At 70.2% G+C, this 26,450-nt stretch carries 25 protein-coding genes; 14 read left to right on the top strand and 11 right to left on the bottom strand.

Translation table 11 applies throughout. The features are described 5' to 3' along the window. Positions 1 to 3 precede the first annotated feature (3 nt). Positions 4 to 366, bottom strand: a complete 363-nt coding sequence (locus FK268_RS01790; RefSeq protein WP_146430532.1) for a hypothetical protein — start codon at positions 364 to 366, stop codon at positions 4 to 6. A 117-nt stretch (positions 367 to 483) separates the two neighbouring features. Here FK268_RS01790 and FK268_RS01785 point away from each other — a divergent pair, with 117 nt between their 5' ends. Next, complete coding sequence (locus FK268_RS01785; RefSeq protein WP_146430530.1) at positions 484 to 2,517, top strand: M3 family metallopeptidase; 2,034 nt, start codon at positions 484 to 486, stop codon at positions 2,515 to 2,517. 2 nt (positions 2,518 to 2,519) lie between these two features. Next, positions 2,520 to 2,906, top strand: coding sequence for an inorganic pyrophosphatase (locus FK268_RS01780; RefSeq protein WP_146430528.1), 387 nt, complete (start codon positions 2,520 to 2,522; stop codon positions 2,904 to 2,906). Between the two features lie 15 nt (positions 2,907 to 2,921). Here FK268_RS01780 and FK268_RS01775 read toward each other — a convergent pair whose 3' ends face one another. From FK268_RS01775 to FK268_RS01765, 3 genes are all read right to left on the bottom strand, one after another. After that, positions 2,922 to 3,101, bottom strand: a complete 180-nt coding sequence (locus tag FK268_RS01775; RefSeq protein WP_146430527.1) for a hypothetical protein — start codon at positions 3,099 to 3,101, stop codon at positions 2,922 to 2,924. A 66-nt stretch (positions 3,102 to 3,167) separates the two neighbouring features. Continuing rightward, positions 3,168 to 6,215 (bottom strand): alpha-mannosidase, encoded by a 3,048-nt coding sequence (locus FK268_RS01770; RefSeq protein WP_146430525.1) that lies wholly within the window; start codon positions 6,213 to 6,215, stop codon positions 3,168 to 3,170. Between the two features lie 17 nt (positions 6,216 to 6,232). Further along, positions 6,233 to 8,221 (bottom strand): glycoside hydrolase family 15 protein, encoded by a 1,989-nt coding sequence (locus FK268_RS01765; protein ID WP_438695954.1) that lies wholly within the window; start codon positions 8,219 to 8,221, stop codon positions 6,233 to 6,235. A gap of 49 nt (positions 8,222 to 8,270) precedes the next feature. Here FK268_RS01765 and FK268_RS01760 point away from each other — a divergent pair, with 49 nt between their 5' ends. The 7 genes from FK268_RS01760 (at position 8,271) to FK268_RS01730 (ending at position 14,509) form a co-directional block, all read left to right on the top strand. Then, on the top strand, positions 8,271 to 8,507 hold the full coding sequence (locus FK268_RS01760; RefSeq protein WP_146430523.1) for a hypothetical protein: 237 nt from the start codon (positions 8,271 to 8,273) through the stop codon (positions 8,505 to 8,507). A gap of 186 nt (positions 8,508 to 8,693) precedes the next feature. After that, positions 8,694 to 9,758, top strand: coding sequence for a sulfate ABC transporter substrate-binding protein (locus tag FK268_RS01755; RefSeq protein WP_231706878.1), 1,065 nt, complete (start codon positions 8,694 to 8,696; stop codon positions 9,756 to 9,758). After that, on the top strand, positions 9,758 to 10,552 hold the full coding sequence (cysT, locus tag FK268_RS01750; RefSeq protein WP_146430520.1) for a sulfate ABC transporter permease subunit CysT: 795 nt from the start codon (positions 9,758 to 9,760) through the stop codon (positions 10,550 to 10,552). The genes FK268_RS01755 and cysT overlap by 1 nt, the downstream gene beginning before the upstream one ends. Next, positions 10,549 to 11,367, top strand: a complete 819-nt coding sequence (gene cysW, locus FK268_RS01745) for a sulfate ABC transporter permease subunit CysW (RefSeq protein ID WP_146430519.1) — start codon at positions 10,549 to 10,551, stop codon at positions 11,365 to 11,367. Before cysT ends, cysW begins: the two co-directional genes overlap by 4 nt. Next, entirely contained in the window at positions 11,357 to 12,355 is a 999-nt protein-coding gene (locus FK268_RS01740; RefSeq protein WP_146430517.1) for a sulfate/molybdate ABC transporter ATP-binding protein, read from the top strand. Before cysW ends, FK268_RS01740 begins: the two co-directional genes overlap by 11 nt. Positions 12,356 to 12,391: 36 nt before the next feature. Continuing rightward, complete coding sequence (locus FK268_RS01735) at positions 12,392 to 13,237, top strand: DUF1707 SHOCT-like domain-containing protein (protein ID WP_146430515.1); 846 nt, start codon at positions 12,392 to 12,394, stop codon at positions 13,235 to 13,237. 33 nt (positions 13,238 to 13,270) lie between these two features. Further along, positions 13,271 to 14,509: a GNAT family N-acetyltransferase gene (locus FK268_RS01730; protein ID WP_146430513.1), complete on the top strand. Its 1,239-nt coding sequence runs from the start codon at positions 13,271 to 13,273 to the stop codon at positions 14,507 to 14,509. A gap of 65 nt (positions 14,510 to 14,574) precedes the next feature. Here the strand turns inward: FK268_RS01730 and FK268_RS01725 are convergent, their stop codons facing one another. From FK268_RS01725 to FK268_RS01710, 4 genes are read right to left on the bottom strand one after another with little or no spacing between them, the layout of a single operon-like run. Next, entirely contained in the window at positions 14,575 to 15,852 is a 1,278-nt protein-coding gene (locus tag FK268_RS01725; RefSeq protein WP_146430512.1) for a sulfate adenylyltransferase subunit 1, read from the bottom strand. Continuing rightward, entirely contained in the window at positions 15,852 to 16,796 is a 945-nt protein-coding gene (gene cysD / locus FK268_RS01720) for a sulfate adenylyltransferase subunit CysD (RefSeq protein ID WP_438695953.1), read from the bottom strand. Before cysD ends, FK268_RS01725 begins: the two co-directional genes overlap by 1 nt. Beyond that, entirely contained in the window at positions 16,775 to 17,497 is a 723-nt protein-coding gene (locus FK268_RS01715) for a phosphoadenylyl-sulfate reductase (RefSeq protein ID WP_146430508.1), read from the bottom strand. Before FK268_RS01715 ends, cysD begins: the two co-directional genes overlap by 22 nt. Further along, complete coding sequence (locus FK268_RS01710; protein ID WP_146430506.1) at positions 17,494 to 19,215, bottom strand: nitrite/sulfite reductase; 1,722 nt, start codon at positions 19,213 to 19,215, stop codon at positions 17,494 to 17,496. Before FK268_RS01710 ends, FK268_RS01715 begins: the two co-directional genes overlap by 4 nt. Positions 19,216 to 19,500: 285 nt before the next feature. Here FK268_RS01710 and hemW point away from each other — a divergent pair, with 285 nt between their 5' ends. After that, positions 19,501 to 20,685: a radical SAM family heme chaperone HemW gene (gene hemW, locus FK268_RS01705; protein ID WP_231706877.1), complete on the top strand. Its 1,185-nt coding sequence runs from the start codon at positions 19,501 to 19,503 to the stop codon at positions 20,683 to 20,685. Positions 20,686 to 20,700: 15 nt separating this feature from the next. Here hemW and FK268_RS01700 read toward each other — a convergent pair whose 3' ends face one another. From FK268_RS01700 to FK268_RS01690, 3 genes are all read right to left on the bottom strand, one after another. Beyond that, on the bottom strand, positions 20,701 to 21,444 hold the full coding sequence (locus FK268_RS01700) for an SIMPL domain-containing protein (RefSeq protein WP_146430503.1): 744 nt from the start codon (positions 21,442 to 21,444) through the stop codon (positions 20,701 to 20,703). Positions 21,445 to 21,510: 66 nt separating this feature from the next. Continuing rightward, on the bottom strand, positions 21,511 to 22,143 hold the full coding sequence (locus FK268_RS01695; RefSeq protein WP_146430502.1) for an SIMPL domain-containing protein: 633 nt from the start codon (positions 22,141 to 22,143) through the stop codon (positions 21,511 to 21,513). 12 nt (positions 22,144 to 22,155) lie between these two features. Next, positions 22,156 to 22,509, bottom strand: coding sequence for a type II toxin-antitoxin system VapB family antitoxin (locus FK268_RS01690; protein ID WP_146430500.1), 354 nt, complete (start codon positions 22,507 to 22,509; stop codon positions 22,156 to 22,158). A 59-nt stretch (positions 22,510 to 22,568) separates the two neighbouring features. Here FK268_RS01690 and hrcA point away from each other — a divergent pair, with 59 nt between their 5' ends. From hrcA to FK268_RS01670, 4 genes are all read left to right on the top strand, one after another. Then, complete coding sequence (hrcA, locus tag FK268_RS01685; protein ID WP_146430498.1) at positions 22,569 to 23,603, top strand: heat-inducible transcriptional repressor HrcA; 1,035 nt, start codon at positions 22,569 to 22,571, stop codon at positions 23,601 to 23,603. Between the two features lie 134 nt (positions 23,604 to 23,737). After that, positions 23,738 to 24,904: a molecular chaperone DnaJ gene (gene dnaJ / locus FK268_RS01680; RefSeq protein WP_146430497.1), complete on the top strand. Its 1,167-nt coding sequence runs from the start codon at positions 23,738 to 23,740 to the stop codon at positions 24,902 to 24,904. Between the two features lie 6 nt (positions 24,905 to 24,910). Beyond that, positions 24,911 to 25,669, top strand: a complete 759-nt coding sequence (locus tag FK268_RS01675) for a 16S rRNA (uracil(1498)-N(3))-methyltransferase (RefSeq protein WP_146430495.1) — start codon at positions 24,911 to 24,913, stop codon at positions 25,667 to 25,669. Then, entirely contained in the window at positions 25,645 to 26,445 is an 801-nt protein-coding gene (locus tag FK268_RS01670) for an alpha/beta hydrolase family protein (protein WP_146430493.1), read from the top strand. The genes FK268_RS01675 and FK268_RS01670 overlap by 25 nt, the downstream gene beginning before the upstream one ends. The last annotated feature ends 5 nt before the right edge of the window (positions 26,446 to 26,450 follow it).

The raw sequence follows: 26,450 nt of genomic DNA, 5'->3' as shown, positions 1-26,450 counted from the left end.
CGATCACCAGACCGGAGCGGCGAGCCATGCGCCGACCTTCCACCCGACCACGGTGAAGGCGAAACCGACGAACGGCCAGCCGATGGTGGTCCTCCCTTCGTCGAGCGCGCGGCCGTACCCGACGAGTGCGATGAGCACGCCGAGCCCCGCGCTGCCGGTGGCGACGGCGATGCCGACCCGGGGCCACCCCGTCGACGCGCAGTCGCCCCAGGCGCACGGGTCGGACGCCATCGCGAATGCGAGCGAGGCCCACAGGATCGCGATGAGGTCCGCGACGCCCAGTGCGCAGAGGAGAAGCGCACCGAGGATCGGATCGAGGACCGGTCGGTCGGGCCGGTTCACAGTGCTACCACGCGGATCGCTCATGGGATCCAGCTTCGCCGGGCGGCGACCGCGGGAGATCCGTGGAACTACTCAGATCTCGCCCGCAATCTCCCCGTCTTCGCGGGGAAGGCGAGCGGGCGAGGAAGGTAGGTTCGGGGAGTGACCGTCGACGCCGTTCTCGCACCCAGCACCCTGCCCTTCTCCCTGCCCGACTTCGCCGCGTTCGCGGACGTCGACTACGAGCAGGCGTTCGCCGAGGGGTTCGCCCGGCACCGTCGGGAGATTTCGGCGATCGCCGCGAATCCCGAGCCCGCCACGTTCGCGAATACGGTCGAGGCGATGGAGCGCGCCGGACAGGAGCTGGGGCGCGTCGCCGCCGTCTTCTTCTCGCTGACGTCGACGGACCGGACCGATGCGCTCGAGGCGGCGCAGGCCGCGATCTCGCCGCAGTGGTCGGCGCACTTCGACGCGATCCTCATGGACGCAGCGCTGTTCGGGCGGATCGATGCGCTGTACGGCCGACGCGCCGACCTCGGCCTCGATGCCGAGCAGCTGCGGTTGCTCGAGCGCTACCACCTCCGCTTCACGCGCGCAGGTGCCGGGCTCGACGCCGAGGCGCAGGACCGGCTCAAGGCCGTCAACACCGAGCTCGCCGAGCTCACCACCGAGTTCTCCCGGCGCACGCTCGCCGAGACCAATGCCTCGGCGGTGCCCTTCGCGACCGAGTCCGAGCTCGCCGGATTGGACGACGACACCGTCGCGGCCGCTCGTGCCGCCGCCGAGGCCGCGGGACGCAAGGGGTACCTGTTGGCGCTCGGGTACCCGCTCAACCAGCCCAACCTCGCACGACTGACGGACCGGGAGTCGCGGCGGAAGGTGTACGAGGCGTCGTCGGCCCGCAACACCCGCGGCGATGAGAACGACACCCGTGAGCTGATCGCCCGGGTCGCGGGCCTGCGCGCCGAGCGGGCGGCCCTCTTCGGTTATCCGCACCACGCCGCCTATCAGATCGCCGACCAGACCGCCGGCACCGCGGAGGCGGCGTTGGACATGCTGCGCGAGCTGGCCGTACCCGCCGCGCGCAACGCCGCCGCCGAACGTGCCGAGCTGGAAGAGATTGCGGGGCACGAGATCGAGGCCTGGGATTGGCCCTTCTACGCCCGGATCGCCGAGCAACGAGCGCAATCCGTTGAGGACGCTTCCGGACCGGCACTGAACGAGTACCTGGAGCTGGACGCCGTGGTGAACAAGGGCGTCTTCGAGGCGGCTTCCCGCATGTACGGGCTGGGATTCAGCGAGCGGACCGACCTCGCCCTGCACCATCCGGACGCGCGGGCGTGGCAGGTCACGGGCCCCGACGGTGCGCCGCTGGGCCTGTTCATCGGGGACTACTTCGCGCGCCCGAGCAAGCGCGGCGGGGCGTGGATGACGAGCTTCGTCGATCAGTCCGGTCTCCTCGACGCGCAGCCGGTGATCATCAACGTCTGCAACTTCGTGAAGCCGCCTGCGGGGCGTCCCGCGCTGCTGAGCCGCGACGAGGTGACCACCGTCTTCCATGAGTTCGGGCACGCGCTGCACGGCCTGCTCTCGGAGGTGACCTACCCGTACTTCTCGGGCACCAGCGTGCCGCGCGACTTCGTCGAGTTCCCTTCGCAGTTCAACGAGATGTTCGCGGCGTGGCCCACGATCCTCGACGGCTACGCCCGGCACCACCGGACGGGGGAGCCGCTGCCGGCGGGATTGCGGCAGTCGGTGCTCGAGCCCGGCACGCGGGGTGAGGGTTTCGGCACCGTCGAGTACCTGGCGGCGGCTGTGATCGACCTGGCCTGGCACACGATCGCGCCGGGCACCGTCGTCGCGGACGTCGAGGCCTTCGAGGCCGCAGCGCTGGCGGACGTGGGGCTGGACGTGGCCGGCGTGCCGCCGCGGTACCGCGGACCGTTCTTCAACCACATCTTCTCGGGCGGGTACAGCGCCGGCTACTACAGCTACATCTGGTCGGAGGTGCTCGACGCCGACGCCTCGGCGTGGTTCACCGCGCACGACGGTCCGACGCGCGAAAACGGCGAGAAGCTTCGCGCCGCAGTGCTCTCCCGCGGTGGCAGTGTGGACGCGTCCCAGGCCTACCGCGACTTCCGCGGAGCCGATCCCGACATCACGCCGCTGCTGGAGCGGCGGGGGCTCACGGCGTAGCGATGCGGGACGCCGCCTCCGACCGGTACTTCCGCGCCCTCGACGAGATCGTGCGCGACTCGGAGGTGATCATCGACCGCCCGCGTGGTTCCGCGCATCCCCGGCATTCGGAGATCGTCTATCCGTTCGACTACGGATACCTCGCCGGAACCACCGGCGGCGACGGCGAAGGGATCGATGTCTTCGTCGGCTCGGCCACCGGTGCGGGCGTCGTCGCGGTCGCGCTGACCGCTGACCCGCGCAAGGGCGACGCAGAGATCAAGGTGCTGCTGGATTGTGCTGTACGAGAGGTCGAGCGCATCCGGGTGTTTCTCCGGGATGCGCTCGACCTCGGCGGTCACATCGTGACGCGTGCGGCCGAGCACGGGCAGAGCGTCGACGGGACGTGATCGCGACGGTGGGTGTCAGGAGACGATGACGCCCCACTGGTTCGTCCGGCTGTCCCGCTCGGCCTGGGCGCGGTGGACGTCGCGGGCGCGGAAATCCAGGCCGTCCCGGTCGCTGGTCAGCCAGACGAGAAAGACGATGAACGCGATCAATGCCAGCACGCTGAGCATCTCGACCTCCTGAGCTCGAAGAGTCATGGTTGATAGGAACGATCCTTCAATCTATCGCTCTGGATCCGGTGCGTCGAGGTGATTCCGGCCACGCTAGCGGCGGATGCGCAACGTCACGATCTGGAAGGGGCGCAGCGTCAGTCGTACGTCGCCAGCGGGCTCAGGATCGGCGACTGGGCGCTCCAGCAGGTCCGTGCGCACCAGCGACGTGTACTCGAAGTCGGCGTGCAGGGAGGCGGCCGCACGCGTGCCGCGGGACTCGTAGAGGCGCACGATCACATCGCCACTGCCATCCGCCGCCAGCTTGACCGCTTCCACGATCACGCCGGGATGATCGAGCACGACGAGAGGCGCGACGGTGCTCGCGGTGCCGGCCACTGTTCGCGGAGCGAGGTTACGGCGGTAGCCCTCCTCGACGGCATCGCCGATCGTCGCGCCGGGGCGCACCGAGACGGCGAGGCGGTGGAAGCCCTGATCTGTCTCGGGATCGGGGTACCGGGGGGCGCGGAGCAGTGACAGCCGCACGACGGTGCCGGCGCCGGATTCACCGGCGCGGCGGGTGATGTCGTGGCCGTACGTGGAATCGTTCGCGATGGCCACGCCGTAATCGGGCTCGCCGACGTGCACCCAGCGGTGCGCGCAGATCTCGAACTTCGCTGCGTCCCAGGACGTGTTCGCGTGCGTCGGCCGGAAGACGTGGCCGAACTGGGTCTCAGCGGCACTGCGGTCCGCGTGCACGTCGAGGGGGAAGGCCAGCTTGAGCAGCTTCTGCCGCTCGTGCCAGTCGATCTCGTTGACGATGTCGACGGCGGGCGATCCGGCGAGCAGACTGATCCGCTGCGTGATCGTCGAATCGCCGAACCTGCGGCGCACCACCACGGCGTCGTCCTCCACGGACACGGAATCCGCGTCGACCAGGTCGGCCACGTCGCGGCGGTAGAACGAGTCGATGTCCCAGGCCTCCCAGTGATTCGGGATGTCGCGATGCAGCTGGAGCAGATTGCCGGGTGCCGCCAGGGCCTCTCGCCCGGTAGCGGCATCGACCAGGGAGACGAGGAGGCCGCGCGCGTCGATCAGTGCGGAGACGATGCCGTTGTCGAGCCGGAATCCGCCGCCCTCGGCCACCGGGGCGATCGGCGCGCCGGGCTCGATCACGGCCGCGCCCAACGCGGGGACCCCGTCGCGGGCGTGTGGCGCGGCGTTGAAGACGAGTTGCCGGGAAGCAGTGCCCGCGGCGCGCGGTACCGCGTCGGCCGCGCCGCCGATTCCGGCCAGGGCGCTCAGGGCGCCGCCGATGATGCCCTCCAATCGCCGGGCGATCGCCGCGTAGTTCCGTTCGGCGTCCTGGTGCACCCACGCGATGGAGCTACCGGGGAGGATGTCGTGGAACTGCTGGAGCAGCACCAGATGCCAGATCTCCTCGAGCTCCTCGGCCGGGTAGTCGAATCCGGTGCGCACGGCGGCCGTCGCCGCCCACAGCTCGGCCTCGCGCAGCAGGTGCTCGCTGCGGCGATTGCCCTGCTTGGTGTTCGCCTGCGAGGTGTACGTGCCGCGGTGGAACTCCAGATACAGCTCGCCGACCCAGCGCGGTGGCGCGGTGGCGCTTCCGTCCGGCCCGTACTCCGCCCGCGCCGCCTCGAAGAACTCCACGGGCGTGCCGACGGTGACCGTCGGCGAACCGTCCAGCGATGTCGTGCGCGTGGCTGCGGCGAGCATCTCCCGGGTGGGGCCGCCGCCACCGTCGCCCCAGCCGAAGGGGACGAGCGAGCGGGTGCCGATGCCCTGCTCGCGGTAGTTCTTCTGGGCCCGCGCGAGATCCGCGCCCGACAGATCCGAGTTGTACTTGTCGACGGGCGGGAAGTGCGTGAACAACGCCGTGCCGTCGATGCCCTCCCACAGGAAGGAGGAGTGCGGCATCCGGTTGGTCTGGTTCCAGGACAGCTTCTGCGTGAGGAAGTACTGCGATCCCGCGGCGGCGACGATCTGCGGCATCGCCGCGGAGTAGCCGAAGGAATCGGGCAGCCACGCCTCCGGGGTGTCGATCCCGAACTCGTGCAGGAAGAACTGCTTCCCGGCGACGAACTGTCGCGCCATCGCCTCACCGCCCGGCATGTTGGTGTCGGCCTCCACCCACATGCCGCCGACCGGAACGAACCGTCCCGCCGCGACGTGGTCCTTGATCCGCGCGAACAGCTCCGGGTGGCGGTCGCGCACCCAGGCGAACTGCTGCGCCGAGGAGCAGGCGAAACGGAACGACGGATCGCGGTCCATCAGGTCGACGACGTTCGCGAAGGTGCGGGCGCACTTGCGCGCCGTCTCGCGGACCGGCCACAGCCATGCGGAATCGATGTGCGCGTGGCCGACCGCGGTGATCCGGTGCGCCGATGCGGAGGCCGGGGCGGCCAGTGCGGGGGCCAGGGCCGCCCGGCCCGCGCCGGCGGTCGCGGCGATGTCGTGCGGATCCACCGCGTCGAGCATCCGCTCCAGCGCGCGCAGCACCTCGTGGCGCCGAGGCAGGTCGAAGGGCAGTTCGTGCATGAGGCCGTTCAGCGTCCAGATGTCCTGTTGGAGCTCCCACACCGTCAGGTCACGCAGGGCCAGGTCGATCGTCCCCAGCCGGTACAGCGGACCGTCGCCCGCGGTCTCGCGGTCACCCAGGTGCGTGGGGGAGACGAAATCGCCGCCGAGATCGGGGTTCGCGGCGGCCTCGATGTACAGGTCCAGGGGCTCGGCCGGATTCAGGGGTACGTAGGCGTTGAACGGCGAGATCCCCTTCACGACGGTGCCGTCCGCGCGGTACACGAGGCCCTCGGCGTTGAACCCGGGGCCGCCGGTGAAGCCCAGCTCGACCCGCAGCTCCAGGGCGTGCCCGGCACCGTCGGGCCCGGTGAGACCGGACCAGTCCTGCGGGGCCGAGCCAGTGACGTGCAGCCACGTCGTTGACCACGGCGGGCCCCACGGCATGCCGGCGGAGATCGGCTCGAAGTCCTGTGCCACCGCCTCCGCGAAGGGCACGGGTTCACCCGGGGCCGCCCAGGCGGTCACCGTGACCGGCGCGGAATGCGAGTACACCGCCCCGTCCAGGAACTCCCTAGTGAACCTGTCGAGCCGCTCTTCGGTCAGCCGCCGATCGTCGTGCATGACTGCACGCTACGGCCTCAGGGCGTGTGATGTGCGGGGAGGAAGGCGGACGCATCGTGCCCCGATTCCTCGGCGCGGATCACGTGCACCACCGCGTTGATCAGCGCCAGGTGAGTGAAGGCCTGCGGGAAGTTGCCGAGGTGCTTGCCCGACTTCGGGTCGATCTCCTCCGCGTAGAGCTTGAGCGGGGAGGAGTACGCCAGGAGCCGCTCGCACAGCGCCCGCGCGCGGGTCACCTCGCCGATCTCCACCAGCGCCGAGACCAGCCAGAACGAACAGATCGTGAACGTGCCCTCCTCGCCGGAGAGGCCGTCGTCGGTCTCCTCGACGCGGTACCGGAGCACCAGGCCGTCCTCGGTGAGCTCGTCCGCAATGGCGAGCACCGTCGCGCGGACCCGCGGATCGTCCGACGGCAGGAAGCGCAGCAGCGGCACCAGGAGCAAGGAGGCGTCGAGCGCCGGGGCGCCGTAGCGCTGCGTGAAGACGCCGCGCTCGTCGACCCCGTGCTCGAGGATGTCGGCCTTGATCACCTCGGCCTTCTCCGCCCACTCCCGGGCGTAGTCGTCCTCGCCGTGCATCACCGCGAGCTTGGCCCCGCGGTCGAGGGCGACCCAGCACATGACCTTCGAGCTGGTGAAGTGCTGCGGCTCGCCGCGCACCTCCCAGATGCCGCGGTCCGGTTCGCGCCAGTGCTTGAGCGCCTCCTCGACCTGCTCCTTGAGCACCGGCCACAGCGTCTCCGGGATCCTCTCCGAGGACTTGGTGTTCAGGTACACCGAGTCCAGCATGGTGCCCCAGATGTCGTGCTGCCGCTGGTCGAAGGCCCCGTTCCCGATCCGGACGGGCCGCGCACCGTCGTATCCCGAGAGGTGCCCGAGTTCCTCCTCGATGAGCGTGCGTTCCCCGCCGACCCCGTACATGACCTGCAGGGGATGGCGCTCGCCGTTGTTCGCGCCCGAGACGTCGGCGATGAAGGAGAAGAAGTCCTCGGCCTCCCGGTCGAGGCCCAGTGTGTACAGGCCCCACAGCGCGAACGTGGAGTCGCGCACCCATGCGTACCGGTAGTCCCAGTTCCGGACGCCGCCCGGCGTCTCCGGGAGCGACGTGGTGGACGCCGCGAGCAGCGCACCCGTCGGGGAGTAGGTCAGGCCCTTGAGAGTGAGCGCCGACCGCTGCAGGTAGGTGCGCCACGGGTGGTCCGGGAACTGGCCGCGGTTGATCCACTGGCGCCAGGACTCGGCGGTGGCCCACATCTTCTGTGCGGCCTCGGGGAAGGTCTGCGGCACGGGGTGCTTGCTCCATGAGAGCGCGACGAAGACCTCGTCGCCCTCCTTGAGCCGGGTGTGTGCGCGGGCCTCCCGGCCCTCGAGCCCCAGCCGCATGTTCGTCGTGAGCTTCAGCTCGGGGCTCGCCCCGAAATCGGTGCGCGCCGTGGCCACGGCCTCGCCGTAGCCGTCGCCCGAGTACGCCCACTCGGCACCGGCGCGGTTGTAGTCGAAGGCCGGCTCACAGTTGAGCTGCAGTTCCACCGTGCCCGAGACGCAGCGAGCCGTGCGGAGCAGGATGTGCTCCGCGTCCCAGTCCGTCGGGGTCCGACGGTGCGTGCGCGACCGGGTGTGCGTGTCGTGCCAGGGCCCCATCACTAGGGCGTCCCGGACGATCAGCCAGCCGGTCGAGGTCTGCCACGTGGTCTCCAGCATCAGGCTGCCGGGGAGGTAGCGGCGGTCGACGGGGACCCGCACGCCGTAGGGGCCGAGCCGGAAGGAACCGGCACCACGATCGAGGATCGCGCCGAAGACGCTGGGGGAGTCCGGGCGGGGGATGCACATCCACTCGACGCTGCCGTCCCGCGCGATCAGGCAGGTGTTCTCGCAGTCGGAGAGGAAGGCGTAGTCGTGGATCGGCGGGAAGACTCCGTCACCCGCGGACGGGGTGTCCGTGATCAGCGTTTCGGGGCCGGGGGCATCGGAGGCCGGGGCGTCGTTCTTCGATGGCATGCACACCATGATGAAGCACGGCGAGGGGTTCGCGCACGGCGGTCGCTAGGCTGGCCGGGTGCATACGATCGCGCAGTGGTGGGACTCGGTGGAGCTGTGGCTCACGGGTCTGCCCTTCGTTCTGCAGGTCAGCCTGGTGATGGTTGTGCTCGCAGTGATCGCAATGCTGGTGGTGCGCGTACTCAGTGCCCTCATCGATCGCGTCGCCGACGCGCTGGACTCCCGCCTCGCGCGGGCGCACCGCCCCGAAGCCGCAGGTCACGGGGCTGCAGAAGGGAATGACGACAGTGTCTGAAGCAGGCGGCGGGTGGCGTTCGTGGGTGCCCAAGTCGAAAGTGACGCTCGCGTTGATAGCGCTGCTGGTGCTGCTCGTGGTCGCGTGGGCACTGCTGCGCTGATCGCTCTTCGTAGGATTCTCGCCTGACCGAAGTCCCGAGCAGAACGGCGAGATGTGATTCGACCCAGCCCCCGCGGCCGTGCAGTGAGCATCGTCGCGGTCGCCCTGGCCGTGCTGCTCACGGCGTGTGGGGGCGGCTCCACCGACGACCCGCACGGCGTGGACATCTCCAGCGGCGACAAGCGCGTGAACCTGGTCGCCTTCGCGGCGCCCAAGCCCGCTTTCGACGTCGCCATCCCGTTGTTCCGTCAGAGCAACCCCGACGTGGGCTTCTCGCAGTCCTACGGCGCCTCCGGCGACCAGTCCCGCAAGGTCGCGCGGCACGTACCCGCCGATGTGGTGAACATGTCCGTCGCGCCCGATGTGACGCGCATCGTCAAGGCCGGACTCATCGACAAGGACTGGGACAAGGCGTACCCACGCAAGTCGGTGCCGTTCACCTCACTCGTCGCCGTCGTGGTCCGCCCCGGCAACCCCAAGGGCATCCACGACTGGGCCGACCTGCTCAAGCCCGGCGTCGAGGTGGTCACGCCGAACCCGGCCAGCTCCGGATCGGCGAAGTGGAACCTGCTCGCCCCGTACGCCGCGCTGTCGAACGGTGGCCAGGACCCCGCGAAGGGGCTGGCCTTCGTCAAAGAACTCATCCGTGACCACACCACGGTGAGCCCCGGCTCGGGCCGCGACGCCACCTCCGCCTTCGAATCCGGGCAGGGAGACGTGCTGCTCAGCTACGAGAGCGAAGCGGTGCTGCTGCAGCGGCAGAGCGAGAAGGACGGCAAGCGCAAGCCCGAGTACTTCATCCCGCCGCAGTCCTTCCGGATCGACCTGCCCGTGGCCGTCGTGAACACCGCGCAGTCGCCGGAGGCCGCCAAGCGGTTCGTCGGCTTCCTGTTCTCGCCCGAGGCGCAGCGCGCGATCCCGGCCTCCGGTTTCCGTGCCGGCGATCCCGCGATCGCCGAGGAGACCGCGCACCTGTTCCCCGCGCAGCCGCAGCGACTCTGGACGATCGACGAGCTCGGCGCGGTGCTCGGCAAGGGCACGGCCGCGAAGAACAACGGCAAGGACCTCACCGGCTGGGCCGCCGTGGACGCCGCCCTCTTCGGCGACAAGGGATCCATCGCCGCCGCCTACAAGAGTGGGGGCAAGTGATGCGTCGCCTCATCAACCCGCTGCGGATCGGCGTCGCGTGGCTGTGGATCTCGCTGATCGTCCTGCTGCCCATCGCCGCGATCACCACCAAGGCCTTCGACCACGGCTGGTCGGGCTTCTGGGACGCGCTGACCGCGAAGAACGCCGTCTCCACGCTCGTCATCACCGTGTGGGTCTCACTGCTGGTGACCGTGATCAACGTGGTCATGGGCACCGTCATCGCCTGGGTGCTGGTGCGCGACGACTTCCCGGGCAAGGGCATCGTCAACGCTCTGATCGACCTGCCCTTCGCTCTGCCGACCATCGTCGCGTCGATCGTGCTGCTCTCGCTGTACGGCCCGGACAGCCCCATCGGGCTGACGCTCAACGCCACGCAGCCGGCGATCGTCATCGCGCTCGCCTTCGTGACCCTGCCCTTCGTGGTGCGACAGGTGCAGCCTGTGCTCATCGAACTCGACCGCGAGGTCGAGGAGGCCGCGGCGTCGCTGGGCGCGCCGAACCGGGTCATCGTCGCGAAGATCATCATCCCCACGCTGTTGCCGGCCATCCTGTCGGGCGCCGGCCTCGCCTTCACCCGCGCGATCGGCGAGTTCGGCTCGGTCGTGCTCGTCGGCGGCAACATCCCGGGTGAGACCCAGGTGGCCTCGCAGTACATCCAGCAGCAGTTGGAGGTCGACAACCAGGTAGCGGCTTCCGCCGTCTCGGTGGCGCTGCTGGCCATCGCCTTCGTCCTGCTGGCCGTGATGCGGTTCGTCGGGGCGAGGACCGCCAAGCGGGAGGAGAACGCGGAATGAACCTCTCCAAGAAGACGGTGCTGAGCCTGCGATCAGTGGCGCTGCTGTACCTCCTGGTGCTGCTGGTACTGCCGATCGGCGTGATCCTCTACCGCTCGTTCGAGCGCGGCTTCGGCGAGTTCTGGGCCTGGATCACCACCCCGGCGGCCATCTCGGCGCTGCAGCTCTCTGTGCTCATCGTCGCGATCGTCGTGCCGCTGAACGTGATCTTCGGTGTCCTCGTGGCGCTGGCCCTGGCGCGGGGGAGGTTCCGGGGCAAGTCCGCGCTGCAGGCCGCGGTCGATCTGCCCTTCGCCGTCTCACCCGTGGTCGTGGGCGTCGCGCTGATCATGCTGTGGGGCGTCGGCGGCTGGTTCGGCGGCATCGAATCGCTCGGCTTCCGGATCATCTTCGGGCTCCCGGGCATGGTGCTCGCCACGACCTTCGTGACGCTGCCCTTCGTGGTCCGCGAGGTGGAGCCGGTGCTGCACGAGATCGGGCAGGACCAGGAGCAGGCCGCCGCGACCCTCGGCGCGAGCGCTTGGCAGACCTTCTGGCGGATCACGCTGCCCGCCATCCGCTGGGGCCTGACCTACGGCGTGGTGCTCACCATCGCGCGTGCGCTCGGCGAGTACGGCGCCGTGCTCATGGTCTCGTCGAACTTCCCGGGCATCTCGCAGACGCTCACGCTGCTGGTGAGCTCGCGCAACCACGACGACTACAACACCTTCGGGGCGTACGCCGCCGCGACACTGCTCATGCTGCTGGCGCTCGTCGCGCTGGTGGTGATGTCCTTGCTCGAAGCGACCCGCAGGAGGAATCGCGATGACGATTAACGTGGTGGGAGCCAACAAGCGCTACGGCGACTTCGCGGCCCTGGACGATGTCTCCCTGGAGATTCCCGACGGCTCGCTGACCGCGCTGCTCGGGCCCTCCGGTTCGGGCAAGTCGACGCTGCTCCGCTCGATCGCCGGCCTCGACCGGCTCGACTCGGGCCTCGTCGAGATCAACGGTGTCGACGTGACGTACGCGACGCCGCAGCAGCGCGACATCGGCTTCGTCTTCCAGCACTACGCGGCGTTCAAGCACATGACGGTGCGCGAGAACGTCGCCTTCGGGCTGAAGATCCGTAAGCGGCCGGCGGCGGAGGTCAAGGCCAAGGTCGACGATCTGCTCGAGGTCGTCGGGCTCACGGGGTTCCAGACCCGGTACCCGGCGCAGCTGTCGGGCGGCCAGCGGCAGCGCATGGCGCTCGCGCGCGCGCTCGCGGTGGACCCGCAGGTTCTGCTGCTCGACGAGCCCTTCGGCGCGCTCGACGCGAAGGTCCGCGACGAGCTGCGGGCCTGGCTGCGGCGCCTGCACGACGAGGTGCACGTGACCACGGTCATCGTGACCCACGACCAGCAGGAGGCGCTCGACATCGCCGACCGCATCGCCGTGCTCAACAAGGGCCGGATCGAGCAGGTCGGCACTCCCGCGGACGTCTACGACCGGCCCGAGTCCGAGTTCGTCATGTCCTTCCTCGGCTCGGTGGCGAAGCTCAACGGTGTGCTGGTGCGTCCGCACGACATCCGCGTGGGCCGGACCCCCGAGCTGGCCCGGCAGGGGGAGCAGACCTCCGAGGAGGCGGGCGTCCTGCGCGCCGAGGTCGAGCGCGTCGTCTACCTCGGCTTCGAGGTCCGCGTCGAGCTGAAGAACGCCGCGACGGGGGAGCGCTTCCACGCGCAGATCACCCGCGGCGACGCCACTGCGCTGGACCTCGCGGACGGAGATGCCGTCTACGTGCGCGCCACGCACGTCCCGGAGATCGCCGCCGCGAAGTAGCGTCGGGCGGGATCCCGTCGATGTACGGTCGTGAACATGAGGGCGCGGCATGAAGAACCGCGGGAGTCGCACGGTACGGAACTGCGGGCGCGGGACATCGATCGGCTGTGGGCCATGGCCCGTCTCGACGAGGCCTTCACCGATGGCCAGCTGACGGCCGACGAGCACCTCGACCGACTGGCCGCGGCGCGCTCAGCAGTCACAGTGCGGGAATTGGACGTCTCCCTGCACGACCTCCAACTCCCCGTCGTGCAGCCGCGGCGCGGCGTGCACCGAGCGCGGACGGCGGTCGTCGCCGCCGCGCTCCTCGCAGCGATCGCGATCGTGGCTGGGGCGTTCGTGTGGACCTCCGAGCGCGGAAACGACCGGCCGGCGGCCACGGTGCTGTCGCCCGAGACCGACCGCCTCGTCGGTGGGCCCGTCTTCGCCGCGGCGGGTCTCGACGAGGTGGTGTGGGCGATCCGCGCGAAGTTCGGCACCACGGTGATCGAGGGAGTGCACTTCTACCGCGACAAGGCGGTGGTGAGCATTCCCGAGGCCGTGTCCCCGACGGGCTCCGCCCGGTACACCTATTCGCTCGGCGGCGCCTTCCACGAGCGTGAGGTTTACGGCGGCCTGGCGGTCTCGTCGGACCCGAACCTTCGCGTGGACGTGGCGAAGCTCGACACCCGGCGCCTCGCGGCGCTGATCGCCGCGGCCCCGGAGCAGCTCGGGCTCACGTCCGGGACGCTCCCGCGCACCGTTCCCTTCCGGGTCACCGTCGGCGGTGATGACGGCGGGCAGGTGTGGGTCGGCGTGAACAGCAACGGTCTCGATTCCCACCTGGTCGCGGGGCTGGACGGGAAGATCCTCGGCGTGCACCGCTGCGGGTGGGGATGCTGAAATCCGGTTGTGCGCGCCGGTAACGTTGGCGGTATGACCGATTCGAACGGTATCGATTTCCAGCGTGTGCGCACCCCGGAGCAGTACGCGGGATTCCAGGAGTGCGCTTCCATCGGGTTCCAGCACCGGATGGAGAACGCCGATGCGTGGACGGAGGCGATCCTCGCCGATCTCGAGGCACTCGACCACCGTGTCGCCGTCGCGGACCGCCGGACCGTGGGGACCTTCCTGTCCTTCGATCAGCGGATCACCGCGGTCGGTGGTGCGACGGTGCCCGTCCGCGCCGTCTCGGCGGTCACTGTGCTGCCGACCCATCGCCGCCGTGGCATCCTCGGGACGCACATGCGTGAGTGCCTCTCCGACGCGCTCGCCGACGGCGCGGCCGCGGCGACACTGATCGCCGCGGAGTACGCCATCTACGGCCGGTACGGCTTCGGCCAGAGCACCGAGGTCGTCGACTACCGGATATCGGTCGACCGCAGCAACCTGCCGGCGCGACGGTCGGGCGAGCTGCGGTACGTCGCAGGCGAGGACTACCTGGCCGCCGCCGACCGGATCCGCGAGCGCGTGAACATCCCCGGCCGCGTCTCACGTCTCGAGATGAACGGCCGGCAGGCCGCGGGCCTGCTCGGCAAGAGCGACGACAAACAGCGTCTCGTCCTGCGTCGCGACGGGGACGTCGCGGGCGTGCTGACCTACACCGTCGCGAACAAGTGGACCGACTCCCGGCCCGACTCGACCGTGACCATCGTCGAACTGCTCGGCGTGGACGCGGCCGCCGAACGCGAGCTGTGGGCGTTCGCCATGAGCATCGACTGGGTCACCGCCGTCGTCGCGCCGCAGCGCGCGCTCGACGACATCGTGACCACCGTCCCCGACGATCCGCGGATCGTCCAGGTGTCGAACCGCTGTGACATGCTGTGGCTCAGGCCCTTCGACGTACCCGCCCTGTTCGCGTCGCGCACCTACGCCGCCCCGGGCCGCCTCGTCCTCGACGTCACCGACCCCGGGTTCGACGGTGCCGGCCCCGGCCCCGCGCACGGGCGGTTCCTGATCACGTCCGACGGTGGCGCGGGGCAGTGCGTCCCGACGGACGAGCCCGCGGATCTCGCCCTCGACGTCACCGACCTCGGTCGGCTGTGGCTCTCCGACGAGCCCGTCGCGCGTCGGGTGGCCGTCGGTTCGGTGCGCGAGCTGAACGACGGGGCCGCGGCCCGCGCCGACCTCATGCTGTTCAGCCCCCGCCGACCGTGGGGAGTCGAGCACTTCTGACGTAACGACGACGCCGGCCGCACCCCCCGGGGAACGGGAGTGCGGCCGGCGGACCGTCGAACTGTTCAGACCAGGTGCGCCAGGGCGTCCCCGACCAACCCGGCGGCGAGGGTGTTGCCGCCGGCGGGATCGATGAGCAGGAACGAGCCCATCTCGCGGTTCTTGTCGTAGTCGTCGGCGACGATCGGCTCCGCGGTCTGCACGGAGATACGGCCGATCTGGTTCAGCTCCAACGTGGTTCCCTCGCCGACGGTGAGGTTCTGCTCGTCGAACACCGCGTCCAGCCCGCCGACGATGGCCTGCGTGGTCTTCGTGCCGTGCTTGAGCAGCAGGCGGGCGCCGATGCGCAGCGGCTTCTCGGCCAGCCAGCACACCGTCGCCTCGAACTGCTGCCGCGGCTCGGGGGCGTCGGCAGCGGAGACGATGACGTCACCGCGCGAGACGTCCACGTCGTCGGCGAGGATCACCGTGACCGAGCGACCGGTGTGCGCCGAAGCGAGCTCGCCGTCCGGGGTGTCGATGCGCTCGACGCGGCTGCGGGTGCCGGCAGGGAGAACCAGCACCTCGTCGCCCACGTCGACGGTGCCCGCGGCCACCTGCCCGGCGTACCCGCGGTAATCGGGGTACTCGGGCGTGCGCGGCCGGATCACGTACTGCACCGGGAAGCGGAAACCGATCGGCTTCGTGTCCGGGTCGGTCGGGATCGACTCGAGGTGCTCGATGAGCGACGGGCCGTCGTAGTACGGCGTCTTCTCGGATCGCGACGCCACGTTGTCGCCGTGCAGCGCGGACACGGGGATCGCGTGCACGGCGTCGTCGGCCCAGCCCAGCGAGCCGGTGAGCGCCCGGAACTCGGCGGAGATCTCCTGGAAGACCGTTGCGGGATCCTCCACGAGGTCGATCTTGTTCACCGCGAGCACCAGGCGCGGGACGCCCAGCAGCGAGAGCACGGCGGCGTGCCGGCGGGTCTGCTCGATGACGCCCTTGCGCGCGTCGGTCAGCAGGATCACGACCTGGGCCGTGGACGCGCCCGAGACCGTGTTGCGGGTGTACTGCACGTGCCCGGGGGTGTCGGCCAGGATGAACGACCGGTTGGGCGTCGCGAAGTAGCGGTAGGCCACGTCGATGGTGATGCCCTGCTCGCGCTCGGCGCGCAGGCCGTCCACCAGCAGAGACAGGTCGGGCGTGTCGAGCCCCTTGTCGACAGATGCGCGAGTGACGGCGTCGATCTGGTCGGCGAGGACCGACTTGGTGTCGTACAACAGTCGCCCGACGAGAGTGGACTTGCCGTCGTCGACGGAGCCGGCCGTGGCCAGGCGCAGCAGTGCGGGAGCCTGCGACATCAGAAGTAGCCTTCCTTCTTGCGGTCCTCCATGGCGGCCTCCGAGACGCGATCGTCGCCGCGGGTGGCGCCGCGCTCGGTGAGCCGCGACGCCGCGACCTCGGCCATGATCTGCTCGTTCGTCGACGCGGTGGACTCGATCGCGCCCGTGGTGGACCCGTCGCCGACGGTGCGGTAGCGCACCGACAGGGTCCGCACCTCCTCGCCCTCGCGCGGGCCGCCCCACACGCCGGACGTCATGAGCATCCCGTCGCGGTTGTAGACCTCACGCTCGTGGGCGTAGTAGATCGACGCCAGCTCGATGTCCTCGCGGGCGATGTACCGCCAGATGTCCAGCTCGGTGAAGTTGCTGATGGGGAACACGCGGACGTGCTCGCCCGGTGCGTGCCGGCCGTTGTAGAGGTTCCACAGCTCCGGGCGCTGTCGCTTCGGATCCCACTGGCCGAAGGCGTTGCGCAGCGAGAAGATGCGCTCCTTGGCGCGGGCGCGCTCCTCGTCGCGGCGGCCGCCGCCGAAGACGGCGTCGAACCGGTTCTCGGAGATCGCGTCCAGCAGGGGCACCGTCTGCAGCGGGTTGCGGATGCCGTCGGCGCGCTCCTCCAGCCGGCCGTCGGCGAGGTAGTCCTCGACCTTCGCCACGTGCAGGCGGAGGTTGTACTTCTCGACCATCTTGTCGCGGAACTCGAGCACCTCGGGCAGGTTGTGGCCCGTGTCGACGTGCAGCAGCGCGAAGGGCAGCGGCGCCGGCCAGAAGGCCTTCACCGCGAGGTGCAGCAGCACCGTCGAGTCCTTGCCGCCCGAGAAGAGGATGACGGGGCGCTCGAACTCGCCCGCGACTTCGCGGAAGATGTGGACGGCCTCGGACTCGAGGGCGTCGAGCGTGCTGAAATCGCTGGTGGCGGGGGCCGTGGGTTCGATGATGGTCATGAGGCGTGCAATCCGCATTCTGTCTTGGTCGAGCCGGCCCAGCGGCCGCTTCGAGGGTCGGAACCGGGGGCGGGCTTGTTGGTGCAGGGCTGGCAGCCGATCGACGGGTAGCCCTCGTCGACCAGCGGGTTCACGAGGATGCCGTTCTCCTCGATGAACTGCTGCATCTGCTCGTCGGACCAGTCGACGATCGGGTTGACCTTGAGCAGTCCGAAGCCCTCGTCGAAGGAGATGAACGGGGCGTTCGCGCGGGTGGGCGACTCGACGCGGCGGATGCCGGTGACCCATGCGCGGTAGCCCTTGAGCGACTCGCGCAGCGGCACCACCTTGCGCAGGTTGCAGCACTGCGCGGGGTCGCTGGCGAACAGGTCCTTGCCGACGGTCGCGTCCTGCTCGCCGACGCTCTGGGCGGGCGTCACGTTGAGCAGTTCCACCTCGTAGATCGACTCAACGGCGTCGCGCATGCCGATCGTCTCGGGGAAGTGGTAGCCGGTGTCGAGGAAGAGCACCTTCGGGCGGTCCTGGACCTGCTTGGCGAGGTGCACGAGCACCCCGTCCTGCATGTTGGACGCGACGACGAAGTCCTCGCCGAAGGTGTCCAGTGTCCAGCGCAGCAGGGTGAGCGCGTCGGCGCCCTCCAGTTCCTTGGCCGCGTGCTCCGCGAGCGCGCGGAGCTCGTCCGCGTCGCGTCCGGTCAGGGGGTTCGACGGTGCGGTCATCGCAGATCCTCTTCCGCGGCGCGGAGCGTCCACTGCGCGAACCGCTCGTCGGGCTCGCGCTGTGCCACGAAGTTCCGCACCACTCGTTCGATGTAATCCCCGAGCTCCGTCGACAGCACCTTGTGCTGGCGCAGCTTGCGGCCGAACCCGCTGTCGAGACCGAGGCTTCCACCCAGGTGAACCTGGAAGCCCTCGACTTGATTCCCCTCGTGGTCGTCCACGAGCTGGCCCTTGAAGCCGATGTCGGCGATCTGGGAGCGGCCGCACGAGTTGGGGCAGCCGTTGATGTTCACCGTGATCGGCACGTCGAGCTGGGCGTTGATGTCCGCCAGTCGCTGCTCCAGGTCGGGGACGAGCACCTGCGAGCGCTTGCGGGTCTCCACGAAGGAGAGCTTGCAGAACTCGATGCCGCTGCACGCGATGAGGTTGCGGCGCCAGATCGACGGGCGGCCCTGCAGGCCGAGCGGCGCCAACTCGTTGATGAGCGAGTCGACCTGGTCGTCGGGGACGTCGAGGATGATCAGCTTCTGGTACGGCGTGAAGGACGCGCGATCGGTGCCGATCCGCTCCATCGCGTCCGCGACCCCGCTCAGCACCGTGCCCGAGACACGGCCGGCGATCGGGGAGAAGCCGACGGCGTTGAGGCCGTTGCGCAGCTTCTGCACACCGATGTGATCGATGGGGCGCTCGGGCTGCTCGGGGGCGGGTCCGTCGATCAGCGTGCGACCGAGGTACTCGTCCTCGAGCACCTGACGGAACTTCTCGATGCCCCAGTCCTTGACCAGGAACTTCAGCCGCGCCTTCGACCGGAGTCGACGGTACCCGTAGTCGCGGAAGATCGAGACCACGCCCTCCCAGACGTCGGGCACCTCGTCGAGCGGGATCCACGCGCCGACGCGCTGCGCCAGCATCGGGTTCGTCGACAGGCCGCCGCCGACCCACAGGTCCAGGCCCGGGCCGTGCTCGGGGTGCACCACGCCCACGAAGGCCACGTCGTTGATCTCGTGCACCACGTCCTGCTGGCCCGAGATGGCGGTCTTGAACTTGCGCGGCAGGTTCGAGTACTTCGGGTCGCCGATGTAGCGGCGCACGATCTCGTCGATCGCGGGCGACGGGTCCAGGACCTCGCCGAAGGACTCGCCGGCCAGCGGGGAACCGAGCACCACGCGCGGGCAGTCGCCGCACGCCTCGGTGGTCTTGAGGCCGACGGCCTCGAGGCGCTTCCAGATCTCCGGGACGTTCTCGATCTCGATCCAGTGGAACTGAACGTTCTCACGGTCCGAGAGGTCGGCGGTGTCCCGGCCGAACTCGGTGGACAGCTCGCCGAGCGTGCGCATCTGCGCGGCGTCGAGCTTCCCGCCGTCGCACCGCACGCGCATCATGAAGTAGGGAGCCTCGAGCAGGTCGATGTTCTCGTCGCCCGTGTACGTGCCGTCGTAGCCCTGCTCGCGCTGCGTGTACAGACCCCACCAGCGCATCCGGCCGCGCAGATCCGCCTTGTCGATCGACTCGAAGCCCTGCTTGGAGTAGATGTTCTCGATCCGGGCACGCACGTTGAGCGGGTTGTCGTCGCGCTTGGTCTGCTCGTTCGCGTTGAGCGGCGTGCGGTATCCGAGCTTCCACTGGCCCTCCGACTTCCGCTTGACCGGGCGCGTGCGCGCCGGCCGCGTGGCTGCGGCGTCAGGGGAGGGGACAGGGGCGTCGGTGAGCGACGTCATGGAGACTCCTGGGATTCATGGGATGGCGCGCCAGGGCTGGTGGCGCTCAGGGGCGGCGCGGGAGAACGCGCCGAGAATCAGGCCTGACAGCCGCTGCTGCAGACCCGCAGGTAATCGATGTGCCGGCGCGACGCCAGCAGCTCACCCTGTCCATCCATCGAGATCATTGTGCCACCGGATGGGCGCAGAAGTGGAATCGGGTTTCGCTCACCGATGAGCGGAATCGAACGCCCGGAGCCCGGCCGGAGGGCGGGCCCCGGGCTCCACGCCTGCCAAACTGGACGGGTGACCGCCCCGCATCCGGCCGACGCCGTTCCCGCCCTGCCCTCCCTGGAGGGCGCGGCCACGCCGTTCGGTCTCTACCTGCACGTTCCCTTCTGCGCGACGCGCTGCGGGTACTGCGATTTCAACACCTACACCGCGGGCGAGCTCGGCGCGTCCACCTCGCCGCAGGCCTGGGCGGACGCGATCGACGGCGAGCTCGCGCTCGCCCGCCGCGTCGTCGGGGACGTGCCGGTGTCGACGGTCTTCGTCGGGGGCGGCACACCGTCGCTCCTGGGCGGCGACGGGCTCGCGGCCCTGCTGGACACGGCCCGTCGACATTTCCGCTTCGCCGACGACGCGGAGGTGACCACCGAGTCCAACCCCGAGTCCACCTCGCCGGAGTTCTTCGCCCGGCTGCGGGAGGCCGGCTTCACGCGGATCTCGCTGGGCATGCAGTCGGCCGCCGCGCACGTGCTCAAGGTGCTCGACCGCACCCACACGCCGGGACGGGCGGTGGCCGCGGCGAAGGAGGCCCGCGCGGCCGGCTTCGAGCACGTGAACCTGGATCTCATCTACGGCACGCCGGGGGAGTCCGACGACGACCTGACGGCGTCGCTGGACGCGGTGCTCGACGCCGGCGTCGACCACGTCTCGGCCTACGCGCTCATCGTCGAGGACGGCACCGCGCTGGCCCGCCGGATCCGCCGGGGCGAGCTGCCCGACACCGACGACGACGTGCTCGCCCATCGCTACGAGATGCTCGACGGTGCGCTCCGGGCAGCGGGATTCGACTGGTACGAGGTGTCGAACTGGGCCCGGTCGGAGGCCGGACGGTGCCGGCACAACGAGCTGTACTGGGAGGGCGCGAACTGGTGGGGCGCAGGCCCCGGCGCGCACGGCCACGTCGCGGGCACGCGGGTCTGGAACGTCAAGCACCCGGCGCGCTACGCGGAGGCGGTCGCGGGCGGCGCGCTGCCGATCGCGGGCCACGAGGTGCTCACCGCGGAGGACCGGCACGTCGAGGACGTCATGCTGCGCGTGCGCATGCGCTCCGGCATCCCGCTCGCGGTGCTCCGGCCCGACGAGGCGTCCCGGGCCGAGGAGGAGGTCACCGTCGGGAATCTGGAACGGGTGGGTGATGCCTACGCGCTCACCGATGCCGGGCGGCTGCTCGCCGACGGCGTGGTGCGCCGCCTGCTCGCCTGAGTCCGCCCGGTCGGTTCAGGACAGCTTCCAGACCACGGTCACGGTCACCGTCAGCGACTGTTCACCGGTCTCGATCGGGACCGGAGCGGCGGCGACGCCGGGCGCGGAATCCGGGGTGTACTGGCGGGTCGTGGTCGGGCGGACGGGTGCGCCCTCGGTGACCGTCCGGACTTCGCCGAGCCTGCCGCCGGAGAGCTTCGCGTACTGCTCGGCCCGGCTCTTCGCCTCGGCGAAGGCCTTGTCGCGGGCCGTGGCCTTGAGTGCAGAGTCGTTCTCGATGTCGAAGCCGACGGAGCTGATCCGCGTGGCGTCGCCGCCGGCGGTCGCGAGATCGCCGAGCAGCTTCGAGGCGGTGTCCAGCTTGCGGACCTTCACGGAGAGCGATTGCGTGGCCTCGTACCCGGTGATCCTGCGGTCGGTGCCGTAGCGGGGATTGACGCGCACGTTCGCGGTGGCGACGTCCTTCTTGTCGACGCCGTTCGAGCCCGCTGCGTCGATCACCTTCTGCGCGCTCGTCGAGGCGTCGTTGAGCGCGGTGGTGACATCGCCGGCCTGGTGCTGCACGGCGAGCTCGACGGTGAGCACATCAGGTTTGCCGGAGGACTGGCCGGTGCCCACGGCCGTGATCTCGCGCGGCGAATCGTTGTTCGTGCTCGACGACCCGCAGGCGGTCACCGATACCGCGGTCGCGATCACCGCCAGGAGCGCGATGCCCGTCGTGCGCCAGTTCCGTGCTGTGCTGGATGTGGAGTTCGCCATGATCCCAGCGTGGCAGCGGTGCCATCCTGCCGCAGCGGATCGCTCGTTACGGCAACAGAGGGACGGTTACACCAACTCCCATTCGACGGTGACCCGCGCGGTGACCCGCCGCTCCCCGGCCTCCATCGCGGGGCCGGCCGCCGGGGCCGCGGCGAGGCTCTTGGCGGCGAAGTGCACGTCCGCGTGCGGGCTCGCCCCGGGATCGTCGACGATGCTCAGCACGGCGCCGAGCGTGTCCCCGGTCAGGTGCGCGTACTGCTCGGCCTTCGCCTTCGCGTGGGCGAAAGCGGCCTCGCGCGCCGCCGCGGCGGGCGCGTCACCGTCGGACAGGGCGAAGACGACGGACTGGATCCGTGCCGCGTCACCCGCCGCCGTCGCGGCGGCCTGCAGGACCCGTGCCGCGTCGTCGACGTCGCGGATGGTCAGCACGAGCGACTCCGACGCGGCGTAGCCCTCGAGGCGCCGGTCCTCCCACGGACCCGTCTCCACCGCCTGCAGGCCCACGTCCGACGTGGCGACGTCGGCATCCGCGACGCCCGCGGCGCGCACTGCGGCGACGACGGCGCGGGCGGCGTCACCGGAGCCGGCGAAGGCCGTCGCCACGTCGCCCGCGCGGAACTCGACCCCGATCCGGGCGATCACGACGTCGGGCGTCGCAGCGGCGGCGCCGGACCCGGTCTGGCGGATGGTGCGCGTCATGAGGGAGTCCTCTCAGTCCTGGCGGGCGTGCTTGCCGTGCCTCCCCGAGGATGCCGGACGCGGCGGCGTGCCGGGCGGCAGCGCGTGCACCCGGCAGTGCAGCACCTCGCGTCCGCGCAGCGCGGACCGCACGGCGCGGTGCAGGCCGTCCTCGAGGTACAGATCGCCGTTCCACTCGACGGCGTGCGGGAACAGATCGCCGTAGAAGGTCGAATCCTCGGACAGCAGCCGGTCCAGCGCCAGCACGGTGGTGGTGGTGATGATGGAGTTCAGGCGGACCTGCTGCGGTGGGATCCGCGACCAGTCGCGGGCGGTGAGGCCGTGATCCGGGTACGGCTTGCCGTCGAGTACTCCCTTGAAGATCACGGCTCGACTCTATCCCGCGTAAACTGGCGGCCCGAAGATCACGAGCGGAAGGGGGCGCGATGTCGAGCACGGAGGACCGGCGTTTCGAGGTGCTCCGCGCGATCGTGGCCGACTACGTCGAGACGCACGAGCCCGTCGGCTCGAAGGCGCTGGTCGATCGGCACCACCTCGGCGTCTCCAGCGCGACGGTCCGCAACGACATGGCGGTCCTCGAGGCCGAGGGCTACATCACGCAGCAGCACACCAGCTCGGGGCGCATCCCCACGGAGAAGGGCTACCGGCAGTTCGTCGACCGGATCGCGCAGATCAAGCCGTTGTCGGCGGCCGAGCGTCGGGCGATCCTGCAGTTCCTCGAGACCGGCGTGGACCTGGACGACGTACTGCAGCGCTCCGTGCGTCTGTTGGCGCAGCTCACCCGGCAGGTCGCGGTCATCCAGTACCCGGTGATCAGCTCCGCGCGCGTCCGCCACCTCGAGGTCGTCGCGCTGGCGCCCACCCGCCTGCTGCTGGTGGTGATCCTCGATTCGGGCCGCGTCGAGCAGCGGCTTGTGGAGCTCGGCGAGCCGGCGTCCGACGAGGACCTCTCGCGCCTGCGCGAGCTCTTCGGCGCCGCGGTGCACGGCAAACTCATCCCCGATGCGTCGGTGGGTGTCGCCGACCTGGCGCCGCTCGCGCCCCGCGATCTGCGCGATGCGGTGATCCGGGTGTCGACGGTGCTGGTCGAGACGCTCGTCGAGCGTGCCGACGACCGGCTGGTCCTCGGTGGCACCGCGAACCTGACCCGGAACGCGGCGGACTTCGACGCGGTGTCCGGCTCGCTGCGCAGCGTGCTGGAGACGCTGGAGGAGCAGGTGGTGGTGCTCAAGCTGCTCACCGCCCGGCAGCAGCCAGGAACGGTTTCGGTGGCGATCGGCTCGGAGACCCAGGACGAGAACCTGCGCGGCGCGTCGGTGATCTCCACCGGCTACGGCGCGCCCGGCGCGATCTTCGGCGGTGTCGGCGTGCTGGGACCGACCCGGATGGACTACCCCGGCACGATCGCCTCCGTCGCCGCGGTCGCCCGGTACGTCGGCGAGGTGCTGGGAGAGCGCTGATGCCCGTCCGCGCATGATTACCGACGGGTGACCAGCGCGAATGGTCCGAATCGGCCCTGTGGTGGAATCATGGGTTGAGCGCGGTCCGAGCAGGTCCGCTGAATGTCGTCCATACGTGAGGGGGATTCGCCGCAGTGGCACGTGATTACTACCGCATCCTCGGAGTCGATTCGAAGGCTTCCGATCAGGAGATCAAGCGTGCGTATCGCAAGCTGGCCCGCGAGCTGCACCCCGATGTGAACCCGGACGAGGCCGCGCAGGAGAAGTTCCGCGACGTCTCGGACGCGTACGAGGTGCTCAGCGACCCGGAGAAGCGGCGCATCGTCGACATGGGCGGCGATCCGCTCGACAGCTCGCCCGGCGCGGGCTTCGGCGGCGCCGGCGGCTTCGGTGGAGGCTTCTCCGGTGGTCTCGGCGACGTCTTCGAAGCCTTCTTCGGCGGCGGCATGGGCGGCGGTGGCCGCGGCCCGCGCGGCCGTGTGCGCGAGGGCAACGACGCGCTGATCCGCATGGAGCTGGACCTCGACGAGTGCGCGAACGGCGTGAGCCGTGAGCTCACCGTCGACACCGCGATCCTCTGCGACAAGTGCCACGGTTCGGGGACCGAGGGCGACAGCAAGCCGTCGACGTGCCCCACCTGCCGCGGCGCGGGCGAGGTGCAGTCGGTGCAGCGGTCCTTCCTCGGTCAGGTCATGACCTCGCGCCCCTGCCCCACCTGTTCGGGCGTCGGCGAGATCATCGAGAACCCCTGCGGCAAGTGCAGCGGCGACGGTCGCGTGCGCACCCGCCGCAACCTCACCGTGAAGATCCCGGCCGGCGTGGGCGACGGGATGCGCGTGCGCCTGGCCGGCCAGGGCGAGGTCGGCCCCGGCGGCGGCCCCGCCGGTGATCTGTACGTCGAGGTCACCGAGCGGGAGCACGAGTTCCTCACCCGCGACGGCAGCACGCTGCACGTCACGGCGCGTGTGCCGATGTTCGACGCGGCGCTGGGCGCCGAGGTCACCGTGCCCACGGTCATCGACGGTGAGCTGACCGTCGAGGTGGCGCCGGGGACTCAGACAGGCGATACCAAGGTGCTGCGCGGTCACGGCATGCCGCAGGTGAACTCGCAGGTGCGCGGCAACCTCGTCGTGCACTTCGACGTCGCCGTGCCCACCCGTCTGGACAAGAAGCAGGCCGACAAGTTGCGCGAGCTCAAGGCGCTGTTCCCCGGCGAGGGCCCGCACGCGGCGCGACGGGGCGGCCCGGACCAGGGCGGCGGCATCTTCTCCCGCCTGCGCGACACCTTCGCCGGACGGTAGTCGCAGGTGGCGGCCACCGTCTTCCTCGCGGAGTCGCTGCCCGCGCCGGGGGAGGAGTACCTCCTCGCGGGTGACGAGGGTCGGCACGCCGCGGCCGTGCGGCGCGTGCGGACGGGCGAGGAACTCGTCCTGTCCGACGGTGCGGGCGGCTTCGCCCGGTGCTCCGCGGTCGTGGTGGGCAAGGCGGACGTGACCGTGCGGTGCACCGAGACCTGGACGGTGCCGCCGGCCTCGCCGCGGGTGGTGCTGGTGCAGGCGCTGCCCAAGTCCGAGCGCTCCGAGCTGGCGGTGGAACTCGCCACGGAGGCCGGTATCGACGCGATCGTGCCGTGGCAGGCCTCCCGCTGCGTCTCGCGCTGGGACGGGGCGAAGGGCAAGGCCGAGAAGGGCGTCGCGCGGTGGCGTGCTGTGGCGCGATCGGCCGCGAAACAGGCTCGGCGAGCGTATGTTCCGGAGATCCACGATCTGGTGACCACTCGGGAACTCGTTCCATTACTCACCAGTATGGATGCGAATGTAGTTGTCTTGCACGAGGGTTCGGCGGTCCCGCTGGGCGAGGTTGACTTCTCAGTAACCGAAACCATCGTTATCGTGGTGGGGCCGGAGGGCGGAATCAGCCCCGAGGAACTGGAAGCCCTGGTCGGGATGGGTGCGCAGCCCGCGCTCCTCGGCCCGACGGTGCTGCGGACGTCGACCGCCGCCGCCGTCGCGCTGGGCGCTCTGGGAGTAATGACCGACAGATGGTCCGGCACACCGCCGGACTGATGGCCGAACCGGCAGGACGCCGGCTCGGCGGGGTGGCTCAGGAGGGCTCGGACACGATGGCGCGTCGCATCTTCTACGGCAGCGAGGACTCGCAGCACGGCCACTTCTATCCGGGCGATGCGGACAAGCCGCTGATCACCCTGGTGCACGGCGGCTACTGGCGGAACCTGTACTCGATGTCGATGGAGTCGAAGGTCGCCAAGGACCTCAACGATCGCGGCTACCCGGTGTGGAACATCGAGTACCGCCGGGTCGGCGAGCCCGGCGTGGTCTGGCCGATCCTCGGCGACGACGTGCTGGCCGCGATCGACTACGGCACCGCGAAGCTCGCCAAGAACGCCGGGCACATAGTCGCGGCGCACAGCGCCGGCGCCACCCTCGCGGTCTGGGCCGCCGCGCAGCGCCCTGATCTGCTGGGCGTCATCTCCCGCGGCGGCGTGCTGGACCTCATCGAGCGGGGCGACGGCGATCAGTCGATGCGTCTGCTCTTCGACCTCGCGCCCAACGCCAACCAGCGCCTGATCAAGCGCACCTTCGCGCAGGCCAGTCCGGTGGCGGCGATGCCCTTCACGACGCGCGTGCGCGCGCTGCACGGCCGCCTGGACGAGCAGGTGCCCTACCAGCTCTCCGAGTGGTTCCTGTCGCAGGCGCAGGAGAACGGCATGGATGCCACGCTCACGATGATCGAGGGGGAGGGGCACGACGACTTCCTCGAGCCCGGCTCCGAGGGGCACGCGGCCACCGTCGCGGCGATCGAGGAACTCTCCGCGCGGTGACGCCT

Origin of the sequence: Tsukamurella sputi, from assembly GCF_007858445.1 — a bacterium.
In the GTDB taxonomy this organism is placed as follows: domain Bacteria; phylum Actinomycetota; class Actinomycetes; order Mycobacteriales; family Mycobacteriaceae; genus Tsukamurella; species Tsukamurella sputi.
This window is presented reverse-complemented; position numbering and strand designations above follow the sequence as displayed.

Coding starts and splice junctions, on each gene's coding strand:
- FK268_RS01790 (WP_146430532.1), bottom strand. CDS start 366: ATGAGCGATCCGCGTGGTAGCACTGTGAACCGGCCCGACCGACCGGTC.
- FK268_RS01780 (WP_146430528.1), top strand. CDS start 2,520: ATGCGGGACGCCGCCTCCGACCGGTACTTCCGCGCCCTCGACGAGATC.
- FK268_RS01775 (WP_146430527.1), bottom strand. CDS start 3,101: ATGACTCTTCGAGCTCAGGAGGTCGAGATGCTCAGCGTGCTGGCATTG.
- FK268_RS01770 (WP_146430525.1), bottom strand. CDS start 6,215: ATGCACGACGATCGGCGGCTGACCGAAGAGCGGCTCGACAGGTTCACT.
- FK268_RS01765 (WP_438695954.1), bottom strand. CDS start 8,221: ATGGTGTGCATGCCATCGAAGAACGACGCCCCGGCCTCCGATGCCCCC.
- cysT (WP_146430520.1), top strand. CDS start 9,758: ATGCGTCGCCTCATCAACCCGCTGCGGATCGGCGTCGCGTGGCTGTGG.
- cysW (WP_146430519.1), top strand. CDS start 10,549: ATGAACCTCTCCAAGAAGACGGTGCTGAGCCTGCGATCAGTGGCGCTG.
- FK268_RS01740 (WP_146430517.1), top strand. CDS start 11,357: ATGACGATTAACGTGGTGGGAGCCAACAAGCGCTACGGCGACTTCGCG.
- FK268_RS01735 (WP_146430515.1), top strand. CDS start 12,392: ATGAGGGCGCGGCATGAAGAACCGCGGGAGTCGCACGGTACGGAACTG.
- FK268_RS01730 (WP_146430513.1), top strand. CDS start 13,271: ATGACCGATTCGAACGGTATCGATTTCCAGCGTGTGCGCACCCCGGAG.
- FK268_RS01725 (WP_146430512.1), bottom strand. CDS start 15,852: ATGTCGCAGGCTCCCGCACTGCTGCGCCTGGCCACGGCCGGCTCCGTC.
- cysD (WP_438695953.1), bottom strand. CDS start 16,796: ATGCGGATTGCACGCCTCATGACCATCATCGAACCCACGGCCCCCGCC.
- FK268_RS01715 (WP_146430508.1), bottom strand. CDS start 17,497: ATGACCGCACCGTCGAACCCCCTGACCGGACGCGACGCGGACGAGCTC.
- FK268_RS01710 (WP_146430506.1), bottom strand. CDS start 19,215: ATGACGTCGCTCACCGACGCCCCTGTCCCCTCCCCTGACGCCGCAGCC.
- FK268_RS01700 (WP_146430503.1), bottom strand. CDS start 21,444: ATGGCGAACTCCACATCCAGCACAGCACGGAACTGGCGCACGACGGGC.
- FK268_RS01695 (WP_146430502.1), bottom strand. CDS start 22,143: ATGACGCGCACCATCCGCCAGACCGGGTCCGGCGCCGCCGCTGCGACG.
- hrcA (WP_146430498.1), top strand. CDS start 22,569: ATGTCGAGCACGGAGGACCGGCGTTTCGAGGTGCTCCGCGCGATCGTG.
- FK268_RS01670 (WP_146430493.1), top strand. CDS start 25,645: ATGGTCCGGCACACCGCCGGACTGATGGCCGAACCGGCAGGACGCCGG.